General features: G+C 45.0%; 11 protein-coding genes. 2 read left to right on the forward strand and 9 right to left on the reverse strand.

What is annotated here, in order from left to right:
• The first annotated feature begins 14 nt into the window (after nt 1–14).
• Both AC1F2U_RS20535 and AC1F2U_RS20540 read left to right on the forward strand, forming a co-directional pair.
• Nucleotides 15–1,373 (forward strand): polysaccharide biosynthesis/export family protein, encoded by a 1,359-nt coding sequence (locus tag AC1F2U_RS20535; RefSeq protein ID WP_480262761.1) that lies wholly within the window; start codon nt 15–17, stop codon nt 1,371–1,373.
• 221 nt (nt 1,374–1,594) lie between these two features.
• Nucleotides 1,595–3,769: a GumC family protein gene (locus AC1F2U_RS20540; protein WP_480262762.1), complete on the forward strand. Its 2,175-nt coding sequence runs from the start codon at nt 1,595–1,597 to the stop codon at nt 3,767–3,769.
• 147 nt (nt 3,770–3,916) lie between these two features.
• Here AC1F2U_RS20540 and AC1F2U_RS20545 read toward each other — a convergent pair whose 3' ends face one another.
• The 9 genes from AC1F2U_RS20545 to AC1F2U_RS20585 form a co-directional block, all read right to left on the reverse strand.
• Nucleotides 3,917–4,588 carry a rhomboid family intramembrane serine protease gene (locus tag AC1F2U_RS20545; protein WP_480262763.1) on the reverse strand — a complete coding sequence of 224 codons (672 nt, stop codon included), beginning with the start codon at nt 4,586–4,588 and terminating at the stop codon, nt 3,917–3,919.
• Nucleotides 4,589–4,717: 129 nt separating this feature from the next.
• On the reverse strand, nt 4,718–5,437 hold the full coding sequence (locus AC1F2U_RS20550; protein ID WP_292734774.1) for a rhomboid family intramembrane serine protease: 720 nt from the start codon (nt 5,435–5,437) through the stop codon (nt 4,718–4,720).
• A gap of 198 nt (nt 5,438–5,635) precedes the next feature.
• Nucleotides 5,636–7,852, reverse strand: coding sequence for a hypothetical protein (locus AC1F2U_RS20555; protein WP_480262764.1), 2,217 nt, complete (start codon nt 7,850–7,852; stop codon nt 5,636–5,638).
• A 37-nt stretch (nt 7,853–7,889) separates the two neighbouring features.
• Entirely contained in the window at nt 7,890–9,140 is a 1,251-nt protein-coding gene (locus tag AC1F2U_RS20560; RefSeq protein ID WP_480262765.1) for a GAF domain-containing protein, read from the reverse strand.
• Between the two features lie 29 nt (nt 9,141–9,169).
• Nucleotides 9,170–10,195 carry a chemotaxis protein CheW gene (locus tag AC1F2U_RS20565; RefSeq protein ID WP_480262766.1) on the reverse strand — a complete coding sequence of 342 codons (1,026 nt, stop codon included), beginning with the start codon at nt 10,193–10,195 and terminating at the stop codon, nt 9,170–9,172.
• A gap of 90 nt (nt 10,196–10,285) precedes the next feature.
• Entirely contained in the window at nt 10,286–10,663 is a 378-nt protein-coding gene (locus tag AC1F2U_RS20570; RefSeq protein ID WP_480262767.1) for a four helix bundle protein, read from the reverse strand.
• A gap of 36 nt (nt 10,664–10,699) precedes the next feature.
• Nucleotides 10,700–13,828 carry a hybrid sensor histidine kinase/response regulator gene (locus tag AC1F2U_RS20575; protein ID WP_480262768.1) on the reverse strand — a complete coding sequence of 1,043 codons (3,129 nt, stop codon included), beginning with the start codon at nt 13,826–13,828 and terminating at the stop codon, nt 10,700–10,702.
• 157 nt (nt 13,829–13,985) lie between these two features.
• Nucleotides 13,986–19,232: a GAF domain-containing protein gene (locus AC1F2U_RS20580; RefSeq protein ID WP_480262769.1), complete on the reverse strand. Its 5,247-nt coding sequence runs from the start codon at nt 19,230–19,232 to the stop codon at nt 13,986–13,988.
• A gap of 226 nt (nt 19,233–19,458) precedes the next feature.
• The gene (locus tag AC1F2U_RS20585) at nt 19,459–19,992 is read right to left on the reverse strand and encodes a chemotaxis protein CheW (RefSeq protein ID WP_480262770.1); all 534 of its coding nucleotides are present in this window, start codon (nt 19,990–19,992) and stop codon (nt 19,459–19,461) included.
• Nucleotides 19,993–20,001: the final 9 nt, after the last annotated feature.

Genomic DNA, 20,001 nt, shown 5'->3' on the forward strand with positions numbered 1-20,001 from the left:
ATATTTTCTGACCGATGTTCATAGATCCTAATTCTTATATGCGTGGATTCAGCGCCTTGTGTTTTGTTAGTCTTCAAGTAGGAGTTTTCTTAACAACACCTATCCAACTTGTTGTTGCCCAGCCTTTTCCATCTCAAGGACAATCACCAGGGCTATTTCCTTCGCCTGTGCCAGGTACTGAAGTTGTACCTCCAGATACGAATGAAGAAATTTCTCCGCAACTCAGTCGCTATCTGTTGGGGCCAGGAGATGCAATTGGTGTTGTGCTTCAGCGTCCTCCCGGCCCATACCGTTTAGGCATCGGAGACGGAATTAGTGTTTCGGTTCAGCGCTTTCCAGATTTGAGCTTTCAAGCTTTAATCAACCCAGAAGGTAATATTGCGGTGCCGTTATTGGGAACAGTTTCTTTACAAGGTTTAACTTTGGAAGAAGCTCAAGAAAAAATTCGCTTGGGTTTAAATCGTTATGTAGTCGATCCAATAATAGTTTTAGCATTAGCAGCGCAGCGTCCAGACCTCAGTTTTCAAGCTGTAATTAGTCCAGAAGGCAACATCATCGTGCCGCAAGTGGGAACGGTGTCATTAAAAGGTTTAACCTTGGAAGAAGCTCAAGAAAAAATTCGCCTGGGCTTGAGTCGCTTTTTTCCAGATCCAGTCGTGGTAGTATCTTTGGCAGGAACGCGACCAGTTCAAGTTACCATTAGTGGAGAAATATTTCGACCAGGAATTTATCCAATTAATTCACCAACACCCCGCGTTGCTGATGCTTTGCTAACATCTGGTGGTTCAACATTGAATGCAGACCTGCGACAGGTGCAAGTACGCCGAAAGTTAATCGATGGTTCTGTGATTTCACAAACTATTGACTTATATGCAGCACTGCAAAATGGCGGTTCAATCCCGAATTTACGCTTACAAGACGGAGATGCAATACTCGTGCCCCGTCGTGAAGTTGGTAATGAGGATGGTTATGACCGCAATTTAGTAGCACGTTCATCCTTGGCCACACCACAGATTAGAGTCCGAGTTTTAAACTACGCTGCGGGAGGTCTTTCCATTCAAGCACTGCCTAACGGCAGTACATTTGTAGATGCTTTGGGAGGTGTAAATCTAGACACTGCTAATCTGAGAGATATCGCTCTGGTTCGCTTTGATTCGGAACGAGGCAAAGCTGTTACCCAAAAACTTGATGCTAAAAAAGCTCTAGGCGGTGATGCGTCGCAAAATGTCGCACTTCAAGATAATGATGTTATTGTTGTTGGTCGGAACCTCATTGGTAGAATTACTAATTTCTTGACCACCATTACCCAACCTTTCTTCAATGTTCAATCCTTTCTTCGGTTTTTTGACAACATCGGTGGTGGATCGAATTAGTAACATTAAAAGCAGGATACAACCTAAAAATAGTTTGGAGTGTAGGAAGCCACATCTCTAACCGATATTTGAATTTATTAATGGAAAAATCTTAAAGATATCAACCGATATATACAGTAGGAAGTTGATAGCATCCTTGTATCAAAGCCACTATCTTTAGTTTGGTGCTTCCTAAATTTTGAATTTTGAATATTTAAATTTTGAATTGGAGCGAAGCGACCATGACCCCACCAATTGTTAAACGCTATCTTATTGCTTTTGATAAATATAAGTGGATTGGACTAGCTAGTTTTGGTTTAGTTATCGCTGGGTCAACTGTGGTAGCTATGCAACCAGAGCCACCTACTAGCTATATAGCATCTGGGGCACTTACTTATAGTGGACCACCAGTTTCTTTCTCTGCAACTGGTAATGAAATCCAACAGCAAGGAAAGGAACTAAATGAGGAAGTTTTACTATCAAACCAAATAATTGCAGGTGTGGCGGAGAAAGTCGGTGTCAAGCCGAAACAACTCGGTGCAAGTCTTGCTCTTGCTCTACCTAAAAAAAATGCTAAGAGTGGAGAATTAGAATCTTCTACCTTTGAACTTAAATATGTAGATAGTGACGCCAAACGAGGCATACAGGTATTGACGGAATTGATGCAAGCAATGATCAAGTTGAGTAGTGACATCAATACTGGGCGCTTACAAGCAATTATTCAAAAGATTAACGATCGCACACCACAAGCTAAACGGGAATTGCAAATTGCTGAAAAGAAGTTGGAACAGTACGATCGCGTCGAGCGAACAGCAATCTTAGCAGCAGAGAATGGCAGCTTGTTAAGCGCCATTACTGCTAGCCAAAATCTCCAACGGCAAATTCAATTAACTATTTCTGGGGTTGATGGTCAAGTTCGCAGTTTACAAAATAAGTTAGGCTTAACTGTTGGACAGGCTTATGTTTCTTCTGCTTTGAGTGCCGATCCAATTATTGGTAACTTACGAGCGCAAATTTATCAAAGTGAATCGCAAATTGCTGTACTCAGAAAAGATTTGCGGCCAGAACATCCAACGATGGTGCAGTTACTGCGTCAGAAACAAGCTGCTGAGGAATTACTACAACAACGTGCAGCTGAGGTTTTAGGTGGTGATGGAACGGCGGCTCCGCTTCAGGGTAGCGTTGCAGGTATTCGCACTCAAAGCAGCTTAGATCCAACACGCCAGCAATTGGCAAACCAAATGGTGTCTTTACAAACCCAAAGGGAGACACTGCAACAACAACTAGCTCAAGAAATCCAACTAGAAGCGCGGCTCAGACGAGAGTATGCTCTAATACCCAATAAGCAATTAGAGCGATCGCGTTTAGAACAGGAGGTTGGACTTAAAAAAGCCATCTATGACCAAATGCAGGTGAAGCTAACGGATGCTAAAACCGCAGAGGCAGAAACTACTAGCAGCCTCAGTATTGCCAGACGCCCCGCAGTCACTGTCGATCCCAAACCTCCGAAGAGTGTGCCTATTACCCTTGCTGTGGGTGGTTTCTTAGGTGTATTGATTGGTGGCGGGGTGATATTTTTGTTGGGAGCGCTGGAAGGGACTTTCAAAACCAGGGAGGATATTCGCGAGAGCCTCAAGCAACGAGAAGTGGCACTGTTGGGAGAATTGCCTTTAATGCCAGTTGATGATTTGGAGCCAGATGCTGTACCGGTAGTATTTTCCCAAGATTCTCCTTATTTAGAATTTTATGAGAAATTCCGTAGTAATATGCGCCGCATTGGTGGTAAAAACTTAAAGGTAGTATTGATTACTAGCACCAGTAGCCTAGAGGGTAAAACGGCAAGTGCTTATAATTTGGGTGTTGCTTCCGCCCGTGCTGGAAAAAGAACCTTAATTATCGAAACAGATTTGCGATCGCCTTCCCGTTGTGCATCCTTGAAAGTCATTCCTGACCCTGAGGCCACTATTGAACCCCTGCGTTATTACGCTAATTTGAGCGAATGTATTCGTTTAGTTCCTGATGTTGCAAATTTATACATTCTTCCCAGCCCTGGACCAGTGCGGCAATCCGCTGCTATTCTTGAATCGAGCGAAATGCGACGGCTGATAGAAGATGTCCGCGAACGGTTTGATTTAGTAATTTTAGATACTAGTCCCCTGAGCATATCCAATGACCCTTTGTTAATTCAACCCTACAGCGATGGGATCGTACTAGTGGCGCGACCAAACTATACGCAAGAGAATATGCTAGGTGAAGCTATCGATCAATTGGTTGAATCGGAACTAGGGTTATTGGGAGCAATTATTAATGGTGCTGATATCATCGTTTCTGTACCTGAAGAAGTTCCAAAATCATCAGCATTTACATCTGAGGTAGAACAGTCAGAAGAAGTTTCAGCGAGTGCCAACAAAAACTAATAGTTTCAAATGTGTAAATTTTAACACAAAGTGTCGCGTTGGCGTTCGCTTTAGCGTCTCTGAAAGAAAAGCGTTTAGTACAGAAAGTTAGCGCAGATAATTGAGAGGTAACAATTTTTGTGCTGCGAGTTTCAGGAAATGATGCATTTAGTCGCGCCGAAACAAGCCAAATAAGGGAGCAAGAATTACCCCAAATATAAAACCACCGATGTGCGCCCAATATGCAACTCCACCAGTTTGCACGGTCATATTAGCGGCTGTTTGTAGGGTAGCAAGACCGGATATCACATTTTGCACAACAAAAATTCCAATTATGACTAGTGCTGGAACTCTGATTGTGGTGATGAAAAACCCCAAAAATATTAAAGTCATAACTTGAGCGTGGGGAAAGCGGATAATGTACGCACCCAAAATCCCTGAAATTGCACCACTTGCCCCCAAGGAAGGAATCTCAGAATTCATCCCAATAAACCATTGGCACAAGGCAGCTAAAGCACCACACGCCAAATAAAAAATCAGATATTTGGCATGACCTAATCGATCTTCAATATTGTTGCCAAAAACCCAGAGAAACACCATATTTGAGATTAAGTGCCACCAACCACCATGTAAGAATTGCGACGTAAATAACGTTATCCACTCTCCATTCAAATTGGTGGTTAACTCTTGAGGTACTACCGCATACTCACTTAAAAACTGACTCAATTGTGCATGTGGCAGGCTCACCTCGTGAATAAAAACTAAAACATTCATGCCAATTAACCCATAGGTGAAATACGGGGTAATTCGCGTCGGATTTTCATCGTAGAGGGGAAACACAGGTGTTTTTCCTAAATTATTGACTAACTGCAATATAGCTTGTAAGGCTAGCAGTTGCGAAGGTTAAGCAATTTCACCTATTAAATTAATCAGCATAATTGAGGGTAAAAACGATACTATGAAAAATAATTACTTGTACCAAGATTCTTCCTGGGATTTATCGCTAAATAAGCCCAACAGTGGACCGAGAATTGCCCCAAAAATAAACCCGCCTGCATGGGCCCAGTAGGCAATACCACCACTTTCCATACCGATGTTGGTACGTGCTTCCAGGCTGGTAAGTCCGTAAAAGGCTTGTTCGAGAAACCAGAATCCTAAAAAGAAATATGCGGGGACACGGAAAGTTGGGAAGAAAAACCCTAAAGGTACTACACCAAGAACTTCGGCGTTGGGAAAGCGGAGAATGTATGCACCCATAACACCTGCGATCGCACCACTTGCACCCAAAGAAGGAATGCTAGAATCTTGAGCGAAGAACCACTGGGTCAAGGATGCCAAAACACCGCAAGATAAATAAAACAGTAAATATTTGGCATGACCCAACTTATCTTCAACGTTGTTGCCAAAAATCCAGAGAAACAACATATTGCCAGCTAAGTGTAAGAAACCACCGTGCAAAAATTGGGAAGTAATCAAAGTTGCCCATTCTGGAACTGGTTGATGTACAGAGATACCCGCAAAACTTAAAGTCAGTTCTCGTGGAACTACAGCCGCAAGGTGTAAAAATCCATTTAATGCTTGTGGGGGAAGATTTGCTTCATAAAGAAAAGCGAGGACATTGACAGCAATCAACCCATAAGTTACATAAGGCGTGATTTTTGTCGGATTATTATCTCTAATGGGAACCACGAGCGTTTTTTCCTGATTTTAAGACAGCAATTCTACAATACGGAATTTTGTAAGTAGTTTCTTCTACCTCGTGGATAGATATCAGTTTAATATTTGAAATTTATTGTAGGACTTACCTCAATTCTAAGGTCTTCTAGACTGCAAAAGTATTTGAGGATAGTATCGCTGTAACTTAGTTTTTTTCGGCAGGTATTGAGTTCAAGCTAGAGATTTTGTGAGAAGCTGACCATCCAAAACCAAGCTAAGTTGCCCATTGGCAAGAATGCTAGTTCCTTGAATATAAGCAGCAACTGGGATTGCTTCCCCCAGAGGATGGATTGCAGAGGATTGCTTGCCGATGATGCAATCTACTTCTAAAGCACATCGTTTGTCTAAGTAACGAAATACTAATAAAGGCTTATCCAGCTTGAAAGCATTTAGTGTATCTGTACTGTAAGTAGTAACTGAGGTGGGAAGCTGGTTAGGATAAATCAGCACATCAGTTAATAAGTGGATAGGAACGAGCATTTCTGTTGTTAGATCCTCATCAGCATAACCAAGCAAGCCACTGGTGCCAGAAGACTGCAATAATAACATCCGTCCCGCTTGAGTTTGGATGATTTGTTCGGACTGGGATAGATAAATCTGCTCTACAGAATCGGCAATAAATGCATAGACTCTGGAGTTAGCTTGACAGACGATAAGTTGAGCAATTTTTTGATTGAGGGGAATTTGGAGCGAGAAGGCTGTACCATGTCCAGCTTTAGACTTCAATACTATTCTTCCCTGAATAGCTGTTAATTGCTTGCAAACTTCAGTTAATTCTACTCCTAACTCTAAGGCAGCACGATCGCACAAAACAGATGAAACCTCTGGTTCAAGTACCAGTTCTTGTAAGATATCCCCTGGTTTTGTCAGGGCGAGTCCTTGGGCTGAAGCTTGTTGATAGATTTGAGATAAGTTAAGTCCTGCACCATCATCACAGCCATCAATAATCAGTTGATTTCCTTGCTGATAAACTTGAATTTCGATGATACCATTGCTATTTTTACCAAGCTGTTGGCGTGTTTGGCAAGACTCTATACTTTGCTCTAGTAAATAGCAACTTATATGCAACAGGAGGGTACGGAGGCGATCGCTAAATACCCGATCGACTTGGATCTCGCTAATTTGTAAATGTAGTCTAGCAGACTTATCTTGTAGAGCTTGTAACTGAGACCAAAGTCGATGTAAAGGTTCTAAGGCTACTTTTAAAGGAATAGTTGTAACTTTTTTGACTAAATTGGAAGACTGGTTAAGTAACTTTTCCTGCTGTATGAGTTCTTGTTTGAGTTGATGATGATTGTTATTCAGCGAATCAACAGTTGATCCCACCTGAGACGCTTCAGCCAAAACAGATTGCAGAGTATTGTATAATTGCTGAGAGCGAGAAGCAGCTAGAGGAGAAAGGGTATCTGAAATTGCTGCTAAACGTCCTGACCATTCCTGTAGATTATCGAGCAGGTGTTGTAATCGTTTAACTTGTCGGAACAACCGCCCGATCGTATGTTGTTGTTGTTCTTCCTGACAAGCTTGCTGATTATAGTTAATTAATAGTGTTGCAATTAGCGCGTTTAGTTGTTCGAGATGCTTAATATTGATGGGTGTAGCGGCTGGAATACTGGTTGCAAGAATAGTAGAAATCGATTCTTGCAAAGAGAGTGGATGGCGATCGCGAACAGATTTAACTAGGGATGTTTCAGATATTTCAGCAGACAAGGAAAAATCCCCCAACCAAGCATGAAAATCTTCTTCCCCATACTCCTCCGGGTTTACTAGTTCCCCTACATTGACGGGAAGCTGCTCGCTATCTACGTGAACAAGGCTGCCAGACTGGGGGCTAGTTTCTTCATATATTAGTAGACTATCGTTGTCTTTAACGATAACTTGCTCCGCAGAAGATTCTACCTCGGCCAAGCGATCGCCAAACTGAATAACTGGTTGATATTCCTGCGGTTGCTCTACCGATGTCTCAAGGTTTGTTTCCTGGGAATCGCCAAACTCTGCTTGTAAACGAGCAACAATGGCAGACATCCGCTCCAGAATTTCTACTTCGTCAATTTGCGAGGCTGTTAAAAATGCCATCAACAGCATCTGTAGGCAATCTAATCCTTCTGACAACAGGGAGGCGATTGGGGCGTTGACAGTTGCTCGATACTGATGCAGAAGCTGAAAAATCTCTTCTAGTGCAGCCGCAACTATGGCAATGGCATCTAGCTCGGCTGCTATGGCAATCGAATGCAGAGAGCGAGCAGCTTCCATGAGAGCCAAAGCTGTACCAGGGTTACTGTCTTTTGTATAGTTAGGCAACTCCTGCTCCAAGAACAGTAACAGATCGATCGCTTCTTCTAGAAAGCGATCGTCGTTCTGCGGTTGGGGGACAAAATCGGTACTCATGAAAACAACTCTCAGTTTCTATGGGTTTGTGACAATTCTATGGCTTCGACATTGATTTGAGGGTACAAGCAGCGATGTCGGCGATCGCTCGAAATTGCTCGTGGATTTGCGCGATTGACTCCAGCCCAGCACTGATTTGGCGATCGCACGGTTCGATAGCAGAAGCAACGTCTGTTGCTGCCACCTGGAGTTCTTGGAACCATTCCTCTATATTTAGCGTGCTTTCGCGGGCTTGACGAGCGAGAATTTCCACCTGTTCGGCAGCAGCTAACAAACCTTGTTCCCGATCGCTAGCTTTTGTGGCTTCGATGGCTGTATTCAAAGACAAAACCTGAATTTTGGTACTCAAGCCTTCCACAAGGTGAACAAAGCCAGAAGCTTGCTGACAAAATTCACCAAGGTATTGCAGCTGTTTATTAGTAATAGCAACAGTATCTTGAATAGACATTAAATGCTCGTTGGCAAGCTCGGCGATTCTGGCTCCTTCTTGTACTGCCTGCCTCACTTGCTGAAATGGCACTAGTAACTGTAAGCGATCGAGGGATTCAAGCTGTTGAGCAGGTGGAGCTACTATTTCAGCCCAGCGCAAGTTAATTGTCAACATCATTCCTACTTGTTGTAGCAAACTGCGCTCTGTTTCCTGCCATTGTCGGGGTTGAAGGCAATGATGAATAACTAAAAAACCCCAAGGCTGTTGTTTGACAATCAAGGGCAAGCAGAGGCTAGTTTGTACCTGAAAGCGTTGCCAAAATTGCTGTTGGCGTGGAGTTAATTCCAATACTTCAGTTAGGTTGCCCTGCGAGTTTTGTCCGTCGCCAACATCGGGTTTATTAACAAACAAATTTATCGGTAGGGATTGGTTGAGCAAGGATGTCCAACCCGCTTGTATAGCTTCAGCGATCGCTCGACTGCGATTGTCTTCCTCAAAACGATAAATCAGGACGCGATCGGCGTTGAGAACATCTCGCAAGGCGGTGACTGTTATCTCCAAAAGTTCAGCTTGACCTTTTGCTTGTTGCATTTGTCGATCGATGGCCGCAAGTTGTTCTCGCTGGAGTTGAAAAGCCCCTCGAACATTTTCATCATTGTCACTGGGCGAATCCTTAGCCAAAGCTTGGATAAAAGCTTCGATTTGACTTACCTTCTGCTGCAATTGAGCGACCTTTGGTCCCTTAGCAGATTGAAAGACTGCTTTGATTAGAGCCACATTAGCCAAAATTTCTTCTATTTGGATTTCATTTTCAACAGGCTGGGTTTCAGAATTAGGGTCTAAAGTTGCGATCGTCACAGAAAACTCCTTGGCAGCATCAAGTTAAATCAGTGGGTTTGCCATTGCAATGTTTGGGCGATCGCTCTGGTGTCTAAAATCCAGCGATCGCCTGGCAGAATACCTCGAACAAAATTTAGCAGTTTGTTTGGGGAAAGGTCGGTTGGTGCCGATTGTGCTTGCTGTAAATCCTGCCACTCTACATCGTAGACATGAGCCACCAAAAACCCGATTACCTGATTTTGCAGTTCGAGAACTAGAACCATTGGCTTTTCTGGTCGTGACTGCCGCTTCAAAAGCGGCGCATAACCAAGCAAATGTTCCAAGTCAACCAGCCGCAGCATCTGTCCTTGCCAATTATAGAAACCTAAAATCCAACTTGGTAAGGCCGGGGCTGGGGAAATTTCTTGGCTAGCGAGATGAATAATGTCCTGTATTGAGTCAAATGGTAGCAATCCACTTCCTTGATTCCCCAAGGAAAAACGCAGAAATCTTTGCCGTTGTTCGCCTGATGTCAGCCCAAGAGCCAAGGTTGGGGTTGTTCCGGGCAAACCCAACTTATCAGCCAATATCTGGCTCATACCAAAAAGAAGTACTTTCAGTGGTTCCTCGTTCGGTGCTACAGGCAAAACAGCCATGTGGCTAACACAGCTTAACTCCGCTACTTGCCGATAAGACCAAGGCACCGGACGCACTGCTGACAAAGGAATATCGATTAAGGCAGGGGGCTTGTCCACAGGAATGCCACAAATTTCCCCAGTTCGCGTTTGAGTCAGAAGTAAGAAGCGCCCTGAAGTGTCAACCGCAGAGGGAACTTGATGTGCCTGTTGGTCTTGTACTTGCTGAATGAACTTCTGGCGCAAGTCCACAATCGTAATGGTTTGCGCTCCCAAATCAACCATCCCGATACCACTTTCAACCGTACTGCTAATAGGGGGACAAGCCATCACCTTGAGAACTGCACCAACTGGCAGGGCAAATAAATAGTCTGCGATCGCAAAAACAACGACTCGTAATGAGTCGCGCTCGCTCACAGCGCCAGATAATCGCTTAAACGGAAAGGGAGTGTTAAGCATAAATACTAATTCGTAATTCGTAATTCATGAAGAAGGGTAAGGGGGAAAGGGGAAAGGGTAAAGGGGAAAGGGTAAAGGGGAAAGATTTTATTATTTTGATGACTGATTTATAGATTGAATTTGATTAGATAGCATACGGCTCAACTCTATAGCTTGATTAGAAAGTTGTGTATAAGTTGGTTGGTCTAGATAGCCTACTTCTAACGCTACTCTTAAAAGACTGCGAACTTCACCAGCAGACCCTTTAGCAATATTTAGAAAGTTTAAGTATTCTTTGCGAGAATATCGTTCAAATCCTTCTGCAATATTTGTAGGTATTGATACGGATGCACGTCTTAACTGATCTCTTAAACCAAAGTCTTTACTCAGTTCACCTTCTTTAGTCCTCAAGTATATTTGCTTAACTAAGTCAATACCTTTTTGCCATACTTTTAAATCCTCAAAAGTTTCAATTTTTTTCCTTTCCATTCCTTCCCTTCCCCGTTCCCCTTTACCCTTTCCCCTTTACCCATTAACCAGTTCAGCGATCGCGGCTAGAAAGCTCTGTTCGGAATAGGGTTTGGTCATGTAAGCTTTCGCCCCTAGAGCTAGAGCTAATTGGCGGTGCTTCTGTCCGCTACGAGTAGTCAACATCACCACAGGAATCCCGGACAAACGCTCGTCTTGGCGATGGTGTTCTAAAAACTCAAATCCATTCATACGCGGCATTTCAATGTCACAAATCACTAGATCGACATCACTGTGTTGCACCAATTGAGCGATCGCCTCTCGACCATCGCCTGCTTGCAACACTTGATAATCGGCTTTCTGGAGCGTCTGTACCAAACTTTGCCTTTGTACAACCGAATCTTCCACGACTAACACTGTCAGTCGGTTAGGTTGAGCAACGGCTGTATTGACTTCTATCGGCTGTTGCTGCGGTTGCGTTATAGTTGCGGATTGCTGCGCCTCTAGAGCCAGAACAGGCTCAGGCGCGGGCAATATTGCAAGACTTGATGCTGGGGAAGTCGGCATCATATCTGTCTCCCAAGTTTGCCGAACTAACTCCAACGGGTCAACGATTAGGGTAAGACTACCATTTCCCAACACGCTGTAGCCTTGGATATAACTAGGTAAAGTCAGCACTCTGCCGAGGGATTTAATTACTAATTCCTGCTCGACTAAAATCTGATCGACTTGTAAACACAGGTATTGATGCTCTGTTTCCAACAGCAGCAGAGGTTCGACGGTGTTCCGTTGTTTAACTGGAAAAGGACTTAGGTTTAAATTGTGGTCTTGGGTGAATAAAGGGTATTTGTAATCCAGCAAATTCGCAAGCGAGCGGATGGGAACTAGTTGCTGATTTTGCCCTTCTCCCCACTGCCAGAATTTTTGGCTGCCTTGCCCGTGTAAAGATTGCTGGACTTGAATCTGCTCTGGCTGTGGTAATAAAACCTGGCTAACTCCTTCAGACAGCAAGCCATAAGTAATACCTTGAGATTGACAAACGAGCAAGCGTGCTGTTGTCAAGCTCAGGGGCAATTGCAGCATGAAGGTGGTTCCCTGCCCTGAAAGCGATCGCACCACAATTGAACCTTGTAAAGCTTGCAATTGAGTGCGAACCACATCTAAGCCGATACCACGGCCAGATAACTCACCAACCTGGTTGGCGGTAGAAAAGCCCGGTTCAAATAATAACTCTGCCAGTTGGTCTTCTGAGGCGTAGGCGGCTTGTTCGGGAGTCAGCAGGTGTTTTTCTATAGCTCGCTGACGTATGGATTCCCAGTTAAAGCCTCGACCATCATCCCGTACCTCAATAGTAGTGCGGTTGCCTTGATGATAAGCTTTAATTGTAATTGTTCCGGTTTCTGGTTTACCCTGCTCGCGGCGGGTTTCTACCGGTTCAATGCCGTGATCGAAGGCATTGCGAATCATGTGCAGCAAGGGATCGTATAGCTGCTCAGAAATGGCTTTATCCACCAGTACCTTCGTACCGCCAAGCTTGAGTTCAACAGGCTTATGATAAGTTGCTACCATCTGTTGCAGGAGGCGGGGTAATCGATTCAACACTGTTCCCAGTGGAACCATTCTGGCTTGCAGCAAATCTTCCTGCGCTCCTGAAAGCAGTTGCTTACGCTTTCCAAGACTGAAGCGAGATTGCTGAACTAAGCCATTAACAGCCTCAATCTGTTCTCCTAATTGCACCATGTCTTCTGTAAGATTTTGCAGGAGAATGTGCAACTCGCTATAGTTATCCATTTCTAAGGCATCAAAATTGGATTGTGCCTCGGTAGCAGAGATAACTCGTGGAGATCCATGTATATGTCGCTGCTTGCGTTCGGGAAGCAGCAGATGTCGATCTGACCAAGTAAAAACTTTACTAAGTTGTTGTTGACAGTACAAAAACTGTAGTAGAGTGTCTTGGGCTGCTTTGTGGATGTGGTTAGATTGCAGGTTTTGTTGGTTTTCGCTGATTAGCAATTCCCCAATTGTATGGCTGAGGCGATCGAGCTGTTCTATCGCGACTCGGATACTGGGAAGTGATGCCGATGACTGAGCCTGGAGGCTTGGCGCTGGTGGTGGAGAGGCTGGCCGATCTGAGTCTGTGTATCGGCAGGATGTCTGTGGATCTCCGATCCAGATTGACTGTAAAATCCTATCTATGGCAGAGGGGCCTACTACCGAATCCTGAGAAATAGGTGCCAGTACCTCCGGTGTTTTCGGTAGGGAATTATCAGTCCGCTTCGGGAAAAACGACCAAATTGATTCCGCTTCGCTGGCACTGAGGAGGGGGGATGGCTTATTCTCAGTTGTAGACGTTTCTGTGGGTTGGGCAGCGATCGCAACTGGCTGCTCTTGCGGTTCTGGGATAGGAGTAATTAGCCCTGCCCATTCTCGCAATTGTGGAGATATTTCTCCCCCTTGAGTGCGATCGCCTGCAAGTACTGCTATTTGAGCTGCTTTAAAATTTTCTAAAGCCACCTGAGCGATTTGCAATACTTTGTCTGGATGCGCTTTGAGCGCGTTTAGGGTTGCCTGGGCAATTTCTTCCAATCCAGATAAGCCATAAGATGCTGCTAGTTCGACAAAAAATTCTGCTTGGGAGTTGAGTGTTGTTTGAATTTGTTGCGGATCTTGGCTTTGGATGTCAGTTTCCAGCTGTTGCAAATCCTGGGGTACACTCCCGGAAAAGATTGACTCTACGACATCAAAGCCAAGTTCTTCCGAACTGGGAAGCGGAGCCTCACGACCAAAAAAGTCGCCTAGTTTATGTTGAAGTTGGGCAAAGATTGAGGCAGTGCGATCGAGTATTTCTGCCTCATTGCAGGATAAGCCCATCAAGGCTGCACTCAATGGAGTTCGCAGGCACTCATAAGCATCTAGAAGCAAAGCACCCAATTCTGGATCGATTTCCAGTTCTGGAGCGTATAACGCTTGGAATACATCTTCCAAATGATGGGCAATTGTCTGAATAGTTTCTTGCCCAACACTGGCAGCACTCCCTTTGATAGTATGGGCGCTTCGCATCAAGGCATGAACTTTTTCTATTGTTTTTTCATCAAGTAGACCGATCAGATTCTGCTCAATGGTTTGCAACAACTCTGCCGCTTCCGCAAGAAAAGCCTGCTCTTGATTACTGGGATCGGGGTTCATAATACGCTTGGTGTCAAGGAGATTTATCTGTTAAGGCAGGCAGGGGGAGCAGGGGAGGCAGGGGAGCAGAGGAGAGTTGTTTCTCCCCTGCCCCTCCGCCCCTCTGCCCCTCTGCCCCTCTGCCTTATCCTGAGAACAAATATTCACCACGACTTACTTAGTCAACTTTGAACTGGCTAACGCTGGTTTCCAGTTGTTGTGAAGTCATCCGTAGTTCCTCAAAAGACTCGGAAATGTGGATGGCACTTTCTGAAGTCTTGCGGGCGATCGCTGAAACATCCATCATCGCTTCTGTCAACATCTGAGATTGCTGACTTTGATGGGAAACTGCTTGGGTAATTCCTTGTACTAGTCCACCAATTTCGTTGGTAGCTACCACGATCGCACTCAGGGAATGACGAGTCTCATCGATCAAGTTCGAGCCTTGGACAACTTGGCTAATCCCTATTTCCATTGCTTCGGTAACTTCGTTGGTGCCAGCTTGAATTTCTTGCACGAGTCGCTCAATTTCTGTGGTGGCACTAGCCGACTGATAAGCCAGAGAACGAACTTCATCTGCAACCACCGCAAAGCCTTTGCCATACTCTCCAGCACGGGTAGCCTCGATCGCAGCATTGAGTGCCAGTAAATTGGTTTGAGTGGCAAAGTTTTCAATCAGACTCACTACTTTCGAGATTTTCTGAGAAGCTTCACCAAGGCGTTTAATCTTTTTCGCTGTTTCCGACACGGTTTCCCGAATCTCCAAAATGCCATCTACGGTTCTTTCCATCAGGGAATCACCAGCTTGGACGGTGTTATTAGCTCTTTGCACCGCCTGTCCTACTTTTTGGGCATCAGCAGCGACTATCTGGGTGGAAGTTACCATCATTTGTAATTGTTCCAGAGCGTGTTCAAGCCGTTCTGCCTGCTGTTGAGCTTGGTCAGATAGTTTCACTACTGAGATCGTGTTATCGCTAGAAGTTTCACTCACCCTGCCAGCAGCAATCTGCACTTGTCGCACTAAATCTCGCAAACTTTGGATTGTAGTGTTGTAACCATCGGCGATCGTCCCAATTTCATCTTCAGATAGGGGCGCTCGAACGGTCAGATCGCCTCTGAAGGATGGTTCCAAAGCCATGAGAACGCGGATTGCTCCTTGTTGGAGTTTTTCGCGGGCGGTGCGTTCGCGCTCTGCTGCTTCTGCTAGTTGCTGCTCTTGAGTACGCACCTGTGTTAGGTAATCTGCAAGATTGAGGGCAATACCAATCTGGACGCTGGCTTGGTTGAGAACATCCTCCTCGGATTGCTCCCACTGGCGCGGTGCGCTATTTTGATAAACTCCCATCAGCCCCCATAGCCGATTTTCTTGAAAAATCGGAGAAATCATGTAGGCTTTAGTTCCCCACATTTCTAACAATTGGATGTGACATTCGTCATGACCGACAGTATATATATTGTCAACCTGCAAACTTTCTTTGCGGACATAACGCCCTCCTTGGTTGTACTGGAGATAGGTATCTCTAACTTTGGCAAGGCTAGTTCCTACCAACTTAGGCCAATCCCCAGTCACAGACTCAACTACAAATTCTCCAGACCAATCAGGCTCAAAACGGTAAACTCCAACTCGATCTACTTTCAGCAGTTGACGAAGTTCGTGGGTGGCAAACTGGATAAATTCCAGAACATTACCATGACTTTGGGCCATCTCTGTTAACCGACTTGGCAGGCGATAGGAAAATCGGGCGTTTGCTACTTCCCGTTCTGCCAGTTTGATCAGTTCCTCATTCTTGCTTAAGGTTTGTTGTAAGTATTGCGATTGTTGGACGGCAACCCCAAACTGGGTGCCGATTTTCGCTACCAAGTTGATTTCATTCTCTTGCCATTGCCGGGGGCCGCTATTTTGGTAAGCTCCTAACAAACCCCAGAGCTTGTTTCCGGCAATAATCGGGGTGATGATATAGGCTCTAATCTGAAATTGCTCGAGAATTTTCAAGTGGCACTGGGCATGGCCAGCAATGTAAACGTCATTAATCACAAACGTCTCGTTGTTGCGATAGCGTCCACCTTGGGTTTGTTGTAGGTGTTCGTCTTCCCATATAGTCCTAATATCGGGGCCAACCAAAGCCACCCATTCACGACTTACGGATTCGGCAATAAACTCCCCACCCCAATCTGGATTGAAGCGATACACTGCGAGACGATCGCATTCTAAATGCGATCGCAATTCTGGTAGGGCATTGCGGAAAATCGTATCTAGCTCTTGAACTTGGCGAATTTTTTCTGACAGCCGTGTTAATGCTCGTTCCCCTTCTGCGGTTCTGGCTAACTCTGCATTCTTTTTCTTGAGCTGTTCGATATACTTAACCTGTTGCAAGCCTATACCCATTTGCACAGCTACTTTTCGCAACAGTTGCACATCCTTGGATTTCCACTCGCGAGGCCCAGTATTTTGGTATGCTCCGATAAAGCCCCAGAGTTTGTTTCCAATAAAGATCGGAGCGATGGTGTAAGCCTTGGCCTGGATTTTTTCTAATATCTCTAGGTAGCACTGAACGTGACCGACAGTGTAGATATCATTAACAACAAAGGTTTCATGATTGCGATAGCGTCCGCCCTGAGTTTCTTGTAAGTGTTCGTCCATCCAAATCGTTTTGATCTCGGAACCAGCTAAAGACAGCCATTGATCTTTTACGGATTCGGCAATAAACTCCACACTCCAGTCGGGATGAAAGCGAAATACTGCTAGGCGATCGCAGTGTAGTTGTTTGCGTAAACTTGGCAGCACATTTAGGAAAATAGTGTCCATATCCTGGGCTTGACGGATTTTTTCCACCATCGCTGTCAGCACCTGTTCCTCTTCTGCTGCCCGCGCCAACTCTGCATTCTTCGTTTTCAGTTCTTCAATGTAATCGGCTTGCTGCACGCTTAAACCCAACTGAATGCCCAATTTGGTCAGCAATCGCACTTCCTCGGAATTCCACTGGCGTGACCCACTATTCTGATAGGCTCCTAGCAAACCCCAAAGTTTGTTTCCAGCAAAAATAGGGGCGATGGTGTAGGCTTTAGCCTGGAACTGCTCTAACAGGTCGATGTGGCACTGGGCATGACCAACAGTATAGATATCATTGACGACAAAAGTTTCATTGTTGCGATAGCGTCCGCCTTGGGTTTGCTGTAGGTGTTCGTCTTCCCACACAGTCTTGATATCGGGGCCAACCAGAGGCACCCAGTCACTTCCTACAGATTCAGCAATAAATTCACCACTCCAGTCAGAGTTAAAGCGATATATTGCTAGGCGATCGCATTTGAACAACTGCCGCAATTCTGCCAAGGTAGTGCGGTAAATTGTTTCTGGGTGTTGGGAATGAAGCATTCTATCCGTCATTCGGGCGATGGCGTGTTCTACTTCAGCTACTTGGGTCATTTCGATATTTTTTAACCGTAGCTGTTCGATATATTCAGCTTGCTGGAGAGCAATGCTCAACGGTTCGCCGATCTGCAACAAAGCACCGGTCTCTTCCTCAGTCCATTTCCGAACATCAGAATTCTGATAGGCTGCTAACAAACCCCAAAGATTACCAGCGCGGAAGATGGGAACAATGATGTATGCTTTGGCTTGAAACTTCTCTAATGATTCTAAATAACAAGGTGAAAAACCAGCAGCAGAAATATCGTTGACTTTACGGAAGCGCGTTCCTTTGGCGTACATTCCACCCTGCGTTTCCTTGAGATAGGTATCGGCATCAGGTTTAACAGGGGAGCCATAATCTTTAATATTGCAACGCTCTGAAGATATCAGACCTGTTTTTAAAATGCCGTCTTGTTCCTGCATCTCCAACAGTGACGACCAACCAGCAGCCACAGATTCAGCGATCACTTCTCCACTCCAGTCTGGATGAAATTGATAAACGACAACGCGATCGCATTTTAAAAATCGCCGCAACTCTTGGGTTGTAATCCGGAAAAGGGTGCGAAGATCCGTTGCTTGCCCAATCTTTTCAATGATGCCGAAAACAGTACGTTCTCGTTCAACAAGTTTGGCTGACTCCTCAGAGCGATTATAAAGTTGTTGCTGATATTGCACCTGTTGAATAGTAATACTAGACAGAGTTGCAACTTGCACCATTAGGCGAACTTCACTATCTTTCCACTGACGAGGCTGAGAATTTTGATAGGCAGCGAGCAAGCCCCACAACTTTTCTCCCTGGAAGATGGCAACAATAATGTATCCTTTGGCTTGATAGGTTTCTAAAATTTTGATATAGCAGTCAGAAAAACCAGCACTGTAAATATCATTGGTGACTCGATAAATCTGTCCGCGATGGAAATTTTTGCCTTGGGTGTGCTGAATGTAGCTATCTGCACTGTGCGATCGCCCTGTTGTCCCAGCCAATCCCCCTTCGTCTGCAAGGTTCCTCACACTGCAATAGTTAACGTTATTGACAATTGCTGGATTGTTTCGCTGTTCTTCTAATAGAGAAACCCACTCAGATCCAGCAGATTCAGCTACAAATTCCCCACTCCAATCTGGCTGGAAACGATAAATTGCCACGCGATCGCATTTTAGTGACTGTCGCACTTCTTGGGTGGCAACGCGAAAGATGGTATCCAAATCTTTGGACTGGAGAATTTTATTCGCTACACCGACCAGGATTTGGTCTTTTTCCACTTCTTGTTGTAACGCAGCCTGGATCGCGGCAACTTGCAGTTGCGCTTCTAATTCCTGCTCGATTAATTTTAGTAACTGAATTTCAGCATTCTGCCACTGGCGAGCAGCAGTGCATTGCTGCACTACCAACAAACCCCAAACCCCATCTTTTGCTAAAATCGGCAAACTCAAACAAGCTCTTACCTGAAACCGATCCACAAGCTGCTTTTGATAAGGAGACAAGCCAGCAGTGTATGTATCGGCGATCGCGACTAATTTTTCTTGTTGATAAACCTTGGCAGAACCCAACCCAAAAGTGACGGCGGGCAGTTTTTCCTTCAGCATTGGGGTAAAGCCATCCCTCATCGCCTCCGCAACAACTATCCCCAGCGTTGGATTCGTAAACTCATACAGCACCACGCGATCGGCTTGCAGTGCGCTTTGTACCTCCATGACAGCAGTAGCAAGCAAAGTATCTAGATCGGAAAATTGGCGGATTTTGCTAGCGATCGCCTGTACTTGCTCTACCTCTAATCCATCTCCTCCGTCTTGATATGGCAACACACTTAGCAGTTCTTTTAACTTGCGGATTCTCTCTCGCAACGGCCCTGTTTCCACCCAATCAGCTTGATCCAGTTCATTTCGCAATTCTTCTAGAGCGGAGGTGATTTGCTGTTTTGCTGGTAAATCAACGGTATGCCCGTTATCAGTTTCCTTATAACCGTTGCTGGAATTTGACTGAGGTTGGCTAGGTCTAAGATTGTGTTGCGCTACCATGATCTTTCTTGCTATGAAGGTTGTCGGAGTTAAGAAGTAGAATGCAGAGCGGAGGCTACTTATACCAATTCAAAATTCAAAATTAATAAAGGCAGACAGAACAAGGCTTTGGAAGCGTGTATCTGGAGCATTCTTTTTTGAAATTGGTATTACTTTTCTAGAACGGCTTCAGCGTCCAGAAGCCTTTGTGCGTCAGCTTTTGGCGTTGTATAGGAAGCTCTGAACTTTAAAGAGGCTGAAGGGCTTGAATCACAACCTGGGTGTCAAGTAACATCAAAGGGCTACCTTGAGAATCCACAAAGTAACCCTGTAAGAATGAGCCTAGTCGGCCAGGTAACATCGATGTCGAAATCTCTAACCGCTCTTGGGGATCGTGAACTTCAATGGTATTGACTTGCTCTACCAACAGCCCGACGGTTTGATTCTGAACTTGAACAAGCATCGCCATGCCAGAGTTACGCACACTTTCTCGCCGACACCAGTGTGTTGCTCCCAACAAACCTGCTAAATCAAGAATCCAGATCGCTTCTCCCCGCCAATTCATTATGCCTAACAAAAATTCTGCTACCTGCGGTACTGGTAAAATCTCGGTCAGTGCAACCTGAATTACTCCCCGCAAATCAGCTAATGGGAGTAACCCATTTACCTTTCCATTCAACGGAAATCTTAAAAACCTCTGGTTGTTTCCTTGAGGAGAGTTTTCAAGTCGAAATTGGCTATTAATGGGTAGCGAAGAAAAGCGATCGTTGCTCTGTACCATTGCCCCAGT

The sequence above is a fragment of the Nostoc sp. LEGE 12454 genome, assembly GCF_056620565.1.